Origin of the sequence: Amycolatopsis vastitatis, assembly GCF_002234595.1 — a bacterium.
GTDB lineage: Bacteria > Actinomycetota > Actinomycetes > Mycobacteriales > Pseudonocardiaceae > Amycolatopsis > Amycolatopsis vastitatis.
Map to the genome: position 1 here is coordinate 1 of NZ_NMUL01000037.1, position 8,441 is coordinate 8,441.

At 69.9% G+C, this 8,441-nt stretch carries 9 protein-coding genes and 2 pseudogenes; 2 read left to right on the forward strand and 9 right to left on the reverse strand.

The genetic code is table 11. From position 1 onward, the window contains the following. Positions 1–54: 54 nt before the first annotated feature. On the reverse strand, positions 55–1,152 hold the full coding sequence (locus CF165_RS31300; RefSeq protein ID WP_093951197.1) for an AI-2E family transporter: 1,098 nt from the start codon (positions 1,150–1,152) through the stop codon (positions 55–57). A gap of 272 nt (positions 1,153–1,424) precedes the next feature. On the opposite strand from CF165_RS31300, the gene CF165_RS52855 reads away from it, so the two are divergent. Together CF165_RS52855 and CF165_RS53850 are read left to right on the forward strand one after the other, a co-directional pair. Continuing rightward, entirely contained in the window at positions 1,425–1,547 is a 123-nt protein-coding gene (locus tag CF165_RS52855; protein WP_240521884.1) for a DNA-directed RNA polymerase I subunit RPA49 family protein, read from the forward strand. A 40-nt stretch (positions 1,548–1,587) separates the two neighbouring features. Continuing rightward, a pseudogene (locus tag CF165_RS53850) lies at positions 1,588–1,833 on the forward strand (FCD domain-containing protein); the annotation flags it as partial. 75 nt (positions 1,834–1,908) lie between these two features. On the opposite strand, the gene CF165_RS31315 reads toward CF165_RS53850, so the two are convergent. From CF165_RS31315 to CF165_RS31355, 8 genes and pseudogenes are all read right to left on the reverse strand, one after another. Continuing rightward, positions 1,909–2,571: a helix-turn-helix domain-containing protein gene (locus CF165_RS31315; RefSeq protein ID WP_240521885.1), complete on the reverse strand. Its 663-nt coding sequence runs from the start codon at positions 2,569–2,571 to the stop codon at positions 1,909–1,911. Positions 2,572–2,667: 96 nt separating this feature from the next. Beyond that, the gene (locus CF165_RS52140) at positions 2,668–3,516 is read right to left on the reverse strand and encodes an RICIN domain-containing protein (RefSeq protein ID WP_205661018.1); all 849 of its coding nucleotides are present in this window, start codon (positions 3,514–3,516) and stop codon (positions 2,668–2,670) included. A gap of 165 nt (positions 3,517–3,681) precedes the next feature. Then, entirely contained in the window at positions 3,682–5,973 is a 2,292-nt protein-coding gene (locus tag CF165_RS31330) for an FtsX-like permease family protein (protein ID WP_093951200.1), read from the reverse strand. After that, positions 5,970–6,659: an ABC transporter ATP-binding protein gene (locus tag CF165_RS31335; RefSeq protein ID WP_093951201.1), complete on the reverse strand. Its 690-nt coding sequence runs from the start codon at positions 6,657–6,659 to the stop codon at positions 5,970–5,972. Before CF165_RS31335 ends, CF165_RS31330 begins: the two co-directional genes overlap by 4 nt. After that, complete coding sequence (locus CF165_RS31340; protein ID WP_093951202.1) at positions 6,659–7,180, reverse strand: PadR family transcriptional regulator; 522 nt, start codon at positions 7,178–7,180, stop codon at positions 6,659–6,661. The genes CF165_RS31335 and CF165_RS31340 overlap by 1 nt, the downstream gene beginning before the upstream one ends. 227 nt (positions 7,181–7,407) lie before the next feature. Further along, positions 7,408–7,728 (reverse strand): hypothetical protein, encoded by a 321-nt coding sequence (locus CF165_RS31345; protein ID WP_205661019.1) that lies wholly within the window; start codon positions 7,726–7,728, stop codon positions 7,408–7,410. Between the two features lie 148 nt (positions 7,729–7,876). Continuing rightward, positions 7,877–8,119, reverse strand: a complete 243-nt coding sequence (locus tag CF165_RS31350) for an acyl carrier protein (protein ID WP_093951203.1) — start codon at positions 8,117–8,119, stop codon at positions 7,877–7,879. 16 nt (positions 8,120–8,135) lie between these two features. Further along, a pseudogene (locus tag CF165_RS31355) lies at positions 8,136–8,441 on the reverse strand (manganese catalase); the annotation flags it as partial.

Consider the following 8,441-nt stretch of genomic DNA (forward strand, 5'->3'; position numbering starts at 1 on the left):
AACTGAGCCGCGAGGTGTGCCGCCGAAGCCCCGCGGGTGGTGCACCTCGATCGCTCAATCCGGATCCGGCCGGGCGGTCAAGCTCCGCACGCCCGAACTGAAGACCGCCACCAGCGGCACCGCGAGCAGGGCACCGACGATGCCCGCGGCGACGAGCCCGGTGGTGAGGGCGAGAACGACGGCCAGCGGATGCAGCCGGACCGCCCGCCCGAGCAGCAGTGGCTGCAGGACGTGGCTTTCGATCTGCATCACGCCGACCACGATGGCGAGCACGATGACGGCCGACCAGGCGCCCTTGGTCACGAGCGCCACGAGGACGGCGACCCCGCCGGCGATCACCGAGCCGATGACCGGGACAAACGCGCCGAGGAAGACCAGCGCGCTCAACGGAGCCGCCAACGGGACCCCGACGATCACCAGCCCGATACCGATGCCGGCGGCGTCGACGAACGCGACGGCCGCCGTGCCGCGGATGTAGTGCGCCAGGGTGGTGAACCCGCTGCGCCCGGCCACGTCGACACGATCGCGCAGGCGTGCCGGCACGGCCCGCAGCACGAACATCCAGATCACCCGCCCCTGGGCGAGGAAGAAGATCAGGCAGAACACCACCAGCACGAACTCGGCGAGCAGCTCGCCCACGGTCACCGCCGTGGTGAGCGCCCCCGAGGCGATCACCGACTTGTTCCGGCCGAGCATGGCGGTCAAGTTGCCGAGCATCTCGTCGAGCTGGCCCTGGCTCAGGTGCAACGGCCCGGCGCGCAGCCAGGCGTGCAGGTCCGTCACGCTCGCGGTGACCTGATCGATCAGCCCCGGCATGCCCACGGTGACCGTGATAACCACGAACGTCACCACGCCGCCGGCCAGTGCGATGCCCACGACCAGCACGATCGCGGTCGCCAGCCCGCGTGGGACTTTCCTGGCCGCCAGCCACGAAACGGCCGGCGAGAACAGCCCGGCCAGCAGCAGGGCGACCGCGACCGGCACCACCACGGAGGCCAGCTTGACGGCCAGGAAGCCCACGACGGTCAGCGCACCCGCGACAACCAGCACGCGCCAGCAAACGGCGGCCGCGACCCGGAGTCCGTAGGGAACCGCGGACAGGACCTCCTCGGAGGGTTCCCTCTCCCGGCTCACCGGCTGATCGGCTGTCATGCGCGTCGGCCTTTCCGTGATGTCGCTACTCGTCCCGGCAAGGACGTGGCCTGCTCCAGCGTGCCCGGGATGTCACGCCGCCGCCGGGCGGGTATTCCCGGCCGACGTCACGCTAACCGGTCGGTCTCCTCCGCATTCCGCAGGGGCGTGGGGATCACGTAGTGTGCTATCTCCCGTGCACGGCCTCTTCGCACAGGAGACGACACGCAGTTCGCAAACGAAGAACGACGGGGGCCGCGGCAAGTGAAGGTCCCGACCGTGAAGATATCGGCTTGGTTGTCGACGAAGGCAAAAGCTTCGGCTCCGGCAACGCTCATGTTTACTGTGTCGGCATCCATTTCCCGGCCACCGGGGAAGTGAAGTTTTACGACAAGAGCAAGGTCACGACGGTCTGACGCCGCGATATCGAAGCAACGCAGCTGCCCCGCGGAACAAATCGGTGTACGCACCAGCGAACCGGCTCGGCACGCAGGTGAGTTCGTCGGTGTCGGCCACCGCGGCTCCGGCTTCCACGAGTCGGTGGCCGCGGCGGCCCAGAACCCGTTCCTGAGCGAAGCGGTCATCCAATGCCGCCACGCCCAGCGGCAGACGGCCCGGCTCGGCCTGCCTACCTACTTCGCGGGCAACTACAGCCTGGCCAACCAGGAACACACCGCGATCCTCGCCGCAATCCAGGCCGGAGATGGCGCGGCTGTCCCAGTCAGGTCAGGGCACCCGAACGCCTGGATGACGTGCAACTCGCCGGAACGGCGGCCTTCACGAAGGGCCATCATCGCCCGGCGTCAGCGCGAAACGCTGCCGATACGACGTCGGAGTCGTCGAGCACGCACTGACGAAGTTCTGCCGGAACGTGACGACGCTGGCGAACCCGCACGCGGCGGCGGCCCGGGCGATGGGCGTACTCGTGGTTTCGAGCCAGCGCCGGGCCTCGACGAGACGGCGAGCGAGGACCCAGCGCGCGGGCGTGGAGCCGGTAGCCTCGGCGAACCGGCGGGTGAAGTTGCGCCGGCTCATGCCGGCGTGGGTGGCGAGGTCGTCGACGGACAGCCGCCGGTCCAGGCGGCCGAGCGCCCAGTCGATCGTCGGACCCAGATGCGCGACACCCCCTGTTCCGCAAGTCAGCGCTCCGCACCGTCGTGGTTGCGGGGCCTGCAGCGGCGAGACCGGCGCCCCCAGCTCCTGGGTCTCGGCGCGGAAGTGGACGTACAGCCAGCCACGGCCGCGCTGCGACCGCGCGGGCCGATACGGGCGATGGCCTAGCATGCCGCCCGGAGGCGCGAGCAGATGCGCGCCGAGGCCGGCGAGCCACCCGAGCGGGGTCCGGGATTCGATCCGGGCGCGCCGGACGAACACCGCCGATGGCGGCAGGCCCGAGCGGGGCCGGGCCGTGTGGTTCTTGAACAACAGATGCGTCTTCAACGCCACTGTGCCTCACCGGCGCCCAACACCAACCGAGCCCACCGCCAACGACACGCTTGTCACGCGCGCACCAGAAACGATCTTGCTGAGATCACCTCAGTAGAATCGCCACTGCTGGTCGGCGATACCAGCGTAGGTCCACTGGATCGCCTTGGCGCCAACGTCCGTTCTGGAACCACCGATCGCCAAGCACTTGCCGCTGTTGACGTTGACGAACCGATAGACGTCACCGCTGGCGACCACGGTCCAGTATTGGTCGGCGATGTTGGCGCAGTCCCACGTGATGGCGACTTCGCCGTTCTTGGTGCTGGACGACGGCATGGCCAGGCACCGACCGTTGCGCTGGTTGACCAACTGGTAGTTGTCGCCCCCGACGTTGCGGAAGTACCAGATCGGCGCCGGAAAGGCCGAACTGCACGCGTTCTGGTAGACGGGCAGGTTGTTCCCCACACCGGAGACATCGATACACAGCAGACTGTTGAGGTTGCGGACTATCCGGTTGCCGTCGCCGATGACGCCCGCTGCGCAGCAGGCGTTCGACCCGTTCCCGGCGCACGCCGTCGACCACCGCCTCGTAGGTCGTACCGCAGTCGGCGAGTCGACGGCGAAGCGTCCGCTCGCTCGACGCGTGCCGGTGTGCCTGCTCCGCGAACGACGGCACTTCCGGCAGGCTTCCTCGCGACCGAACGACCACACCACCATCGTTCCTGACAAGTTCTGGTAGGTCACCCCGGCCTCGATCGCGTCCTGCACGGTGTCGCTGGCCATCAGCGCGAAGCCCGGCAACCCCCACGCCGTCAAATGCTGCGCCATTCCCCCCTTCATGCCCCGGTGCCGATCCCCGGTCAGCTCCAGCGCGCGGCCGGCGCCCTCGCCGCCTGGCGGCAACCCCGCGTCCGCGAGCGCTGCCAGTACCCGGGAACGCAGCCCCCGCCTCGGGCGCATTGGTCTACCGCCTGAGCGGCCATGGCGATGGCATAGGCCAGAGCCGGATGCGCCCATACCGCGGGGAGGTTTCGGCGTCACCTCGAACGGGGGCACAGCGTCCGGCGCCGGCAGCTCCGGGTCCACCTGGCTGTGCCGTGAAGATGCCACCAAGCCGCCGCCGGCTCATTCCGAGCGCAGCGTGTCCAGCCGAGTCACCTGCCGCAGCAGCGGCATCGTCAGCCCGGTTACCAGCAGGACCGCCGCCACCGTGGCGCCCGCCAGTGCGAGCAGCACCGGAACGTCGATGATCATCGTCCGGTCCGCCAGCCGCAGGATCGGCGCGGTCAGCCCCAGCCCCGCCGCGACCGCCAGCACCACGCCGACCACCACCGGAATTCCGGTCTGCCACAACGCCCCGCGAGCCAGCACCCCGATCGGGACGCCGGCCGCCGACAGCGCCGCGAGCGGCCGCCGCCGTTCGCTGATCTGCTCGATCGACAGCATCAGCAGGCTCATCGCGGCCACCGCGAGCACGAACAGCGACGCGGTGATCAGCACCGCGCGGAAGCTCTCCACCATCTGCCGGTCGCGGGCGCGGAAATCGCCGAGGTAGTCGCTTTTGCCGACCGAGGCGTTCCACGCGAGCGGGTTGACCGCCCTCGCGATGTTGTCGGTCAGCGCCTGCGGGTCGCCGGTGCCCGACACGTAGACCGTGACCGACGAGTCCGGCAGGGCGAGCGCGCCGAGCGCGCCGGGCGTGACCAGCAGGCTGCCCCCCACGCTCGCCGTCCCGCCCGACTGCACGACCCGGACCTTGCCCGGGACCGTCCACTCCGGACCGTTCACTTCCCCCCTGCGGGAATAGGCCTGCAGCTGCAGCTTGCCGGCCGGCGCCGCGTCGCGCCCGGCTGAGGCCACGTAGAACACATCGCCGTCGGAGCAGTCGCCGATGTTCGCCTGCGCCCTGAGCGCCACGCAATCGCCGATCACGCCGTCGTCCCGGTTCTCCCCGGACCGGAACGTCAGGTTCCTGGCCGGGTGGAGACCGGTCACCCCGGGCACGGCCGACACCAGCTTGCCGACCCCGGCCTCGTGCGCGGCGGTGGTGTCGACCCGCACCGGGACGGCGGCCACGCCGTCCGGCGTGACCTGCCGGGCGGTGCCGCTGCCGAGCGACGTGATCACGCCCTGGATGAGGATCGTGCCGGCCAGTACGACGACCAGGCCGGACACCACGCGGCTGGCGGTACCGCTGTCCAGCTGCAGCCGGCGGATCGCGAGCTGCCACGACGGCGGACCGCCGTGCAGCCGCTCCACGAGCCGCTCGACCAGCCACGGAAGCAGGGCCGCGACACCCACCAGCAGGAACACGCTGCCCGCCGAAAGCGCCACCCCGGCGGCGGTGTCCCCTTCGCCACGGTCGAAAGCCAGAGTGGTGGCCAGGAACAGCACGCCGATCGTGGTGAGCGCCCAGCGCCACCACATCCGCCGGCGCACCGGCTTGCCCTGCCGGACCACGCCGAGCGGTTCCACGATCGTGCGGCGCAGCCCGAACAGCGCCGAGCCGACCGCGAGTCCGGGCACCAGCAGCACGATCACCACGACGAGCGGCCAGGACGGGACGAAGTCCTCCGGGAAGATCCGCAGGCCGAACGGCAGGATGTCGGCGACGAACGTGCGCAGCAGAGCGAAGAACCCGATCCCCGCCGCGAGCCCGATCACGGCCCCGACCAGTGATTCGGCCGCAGCGACCCGTTTGACCTGCCGAGCGTCCAGGCCGATCAGCCGCAGCGCGGCCAGCCGGCGTTCCCGTTGCGCCGCGCCCATCCGCGACGCGGTGGTCACGAAGATCAGCAACGGCAGCAGCAGCACCGCCGCGATCGGCAGGATGACGCCCAGAACGAGCGCCGACAGCCCGAGCCCGGTGTAGGGCCGGCCGAACGAGTAGACCTTGCGTCCGTCGGCGCCCTCGGCCTCGATCTGCGCGGCCGGTACCCCGTAGTACGCGGTCAGATCGCCCGCGCCGGAGACGCCTTCCCGCGAGATCCGGTCGACGACGCGCCCCGGCAGCTGCGCCTTCAGCGAACTGCCGCCCGGCGCGGCCAGCTTCGCGGCGAGCTCCGGCGACACGGCGAGCTCGCCCGGCGCGGGCAGCCGGCTGAGCCCCGGCGGCACCGGCGAGTTCGCTCCGGTCACCGCGACCGCGGTGACCTGCACGAAGTCGTCGCCGGCCGACGCGTACCAGTTGTAGACCAGCAGCGGGGCGACGCCCGCGCGCGGCGCGGTGACCTGCGCGATCGCCGCCTTGCGTTCCGCCTGCGCGCCGATCAGGTGGTGGACCGCCGCCGCGGGCAGCAGCACGGCGACCGCGAGCGCGATCCCGAACGCGGTCATCGCGAGGCGCAGCAGCGCCGCGCCGGACATCCGGCCGCCCCCGACGGCCAGCCGGAGTCCCAGCGCCAGATCCCGCATCATGCGACCAGCTCCCGATCGACCGTGTGCCCGTCGACGACCATGATCTCCCGGTCGGAATAGGCCGCAACGCGCGGCTCGTGGGTCACCAGCACCACCGCGGCGTGCGTTTCCCGTGCGGCCTGGGTGAGCATCCGCATGACCTTCTCGCCGTTGAGCGAGTCGAGCGCGCCGGTCGGCTCGTCCGCGAAGACCACCTTCGGCCCCGTCACCAGCGCCCGCGCCACCGCGACCCGCTGCGCCTGCCCGCCGGACACGTCGCCGGGACGGCGCCTCGCCAGCCCGTCGACCTCCAGCCGGGCGAGCCATTCGGTCGCCTTGGCCTCGGCTTGCTTCCGCTTGGTCCCGATCAGCCGCAGCGGAAGCGCGACGTTCTCCAGGCAGGACAGCTCGGGGACGAGCTGGCCGAACTGGAACACGAAACCGAACTCGGTGCGCCGCAACGCACTCCGTCCCCTGTCGTCCATCCCGACGAGGTCGGCGCCGCCGTAGGTGATGGTGCCCGAGTCCGGCCGGAGGATGCCGGCGAGACAGTGCAGCAGCGTCGATTTGCCCGACCCGGACGCCCCCATGATCGCGAGCACCTCCCCCGCCGAGATGGACAGCGCCGCCCCATCGAGCGCCCGCGTCCGGCCGAACGACTTGTCCAGCCCTTTGCCGACGAGCAACGGTGTTCCCGGCCCGGCCATCAGCGCACCGCCTTCTCGAGTTCGCCGAGGCGCGCAGCGGTGAGCTCCAGCCACCGCAGGTCCGCCTCGAGGTGGAAGAGTGCGTGGTCGCAGATCAGCTGGTCGACGAGGTCACCGCCGTTCTTGCGTTTGGTGAGTGCGCGCATCGCGTTCAGGTGCTCGCCACGCTGGACGTCGAGCACCTCGGCGGCGCTGCGCCCGGACAGCAGCGCGAGCACCACCTTCGCGTAGAGCGTGTTCTGCAGATACGGCTGCGGGTTCTCCGGCGTGCGCAGCCACCTCTCGACGTCGGTGACCCCGGCGTCAGTGATGGTGTAGCGCTTCCGCTCCGGCCCGTCGCCGCTCTCGACACCCGCCACCTCGACCATGCCGTTGCGCAGCAGCCGTGACAACGTCGAATAGACCTGCCCGTAAGCAAGCGGGCGGTCCTGCCCGAACTGCTCGTCGTAGGCCCGTTTCAGGTCGTAGCCATGCCGCGGGCCGGACTCGAGCAACGCGAGCAGAGTATGCGAAACCGACATTCTCCTGTCCCCTCCTAGGCCCGGCAGCCGGGCAGTGGAGATCACTGTACACGGGATGTATACGTCGCGTGTATACACACAGGGAATATCGCGTCTAGCTTGAGCTTTAACCTGTTCGGCGGGTTCGTGGGTTACTCGACTTGGTCTCCTTTCGGTGCTTGGGTTTCTGTGGGCTTCCCCCGGTGATGGTGTGGATAGCGCCTTGCTCGCGGAGAGGAGAGCGGCGCCTACCACGAGGAATGCCTCGTCCGGGTGCGCACAGTGGCCTCCTCCAGCCCGCCTTCCACGACCTCCGGGTCCTTCAGCGCGACGGTCGCTCGCAGCGTCTTGCTGCCCGTCTCCGGGAGCGTGAAGTAGACGGCGAGGCAGACAGCGATGATCACGATCATGTAGAGAGCGACGAACCGGGGGTGCCCGGCGCCGACGAACACGGCAGCGATCAGGGGGGCGGTGCCGCCGAAGATGGCGATCACCAACTGGTGGGAGAAGCCGATGCCGGCCACCCGGACCGACGCCGGGAACAGCTCCGCCTGGATAGTCGGGTACACCGCCTGGTGAGCTGGGCGTAGGTGGGCAGGAAGGTAGCCCAGGAGGTCGCCGCCGCCGCGCGGCGCCGCGCCGCAGTGAGAGCCTGAAGGCGCTCTCCGGAGGCGCGCCGGGCTCCCGTTCCGCGCTGGACCGGGAGCCCGGCCTACCTCAGGAGACGGCCGGGCCTGATTCGGAACTGCCCGACAGTTCCTTGATGAATTCGTGGCATTGCCGGGCGCGCGCCGAGTCCTCGTCCATCACTTTTCGGAAGAAGTCGGCGATGTCCGTGCGACCAGCGTTGTCGGCGTCCCGGACATACTGTCCGTAGTCGTGTCCGGCCTTCAAGGCGTGGTACTGCACCGATACCAGGTCGAACGTGACGTCGTCGAAACCGGTTTCTCCGGTGGCCATGGGTGATCCTTTCGAGTCACTTCTTCTTGTTCTTGACTGCCTTGGCCTTGCCCTTGGCTTTGCCCTTGGCGTCCTGCAAGGGCGCGTACGTACCGAAGAGCGCCGGGTCGGGCTTCGGTGCGGTGCCGGGACCGCCGAGCGGTTCGGGATCCATGAGGTATTCGATGCCGGCGTCGGTGGTCCAGCTGGCGCCCTTGGCGCCGTCGGGACCGTCGGAGAGGTGCCAGATGGTGTGGTTGTGGGTCTGGTCCTCTTCGTCGAGCAGGGCGGAGGGGACGATGTCGCCTTCGAGGCCGTCGGCCTTGAGCTCCTCGATCGCGGC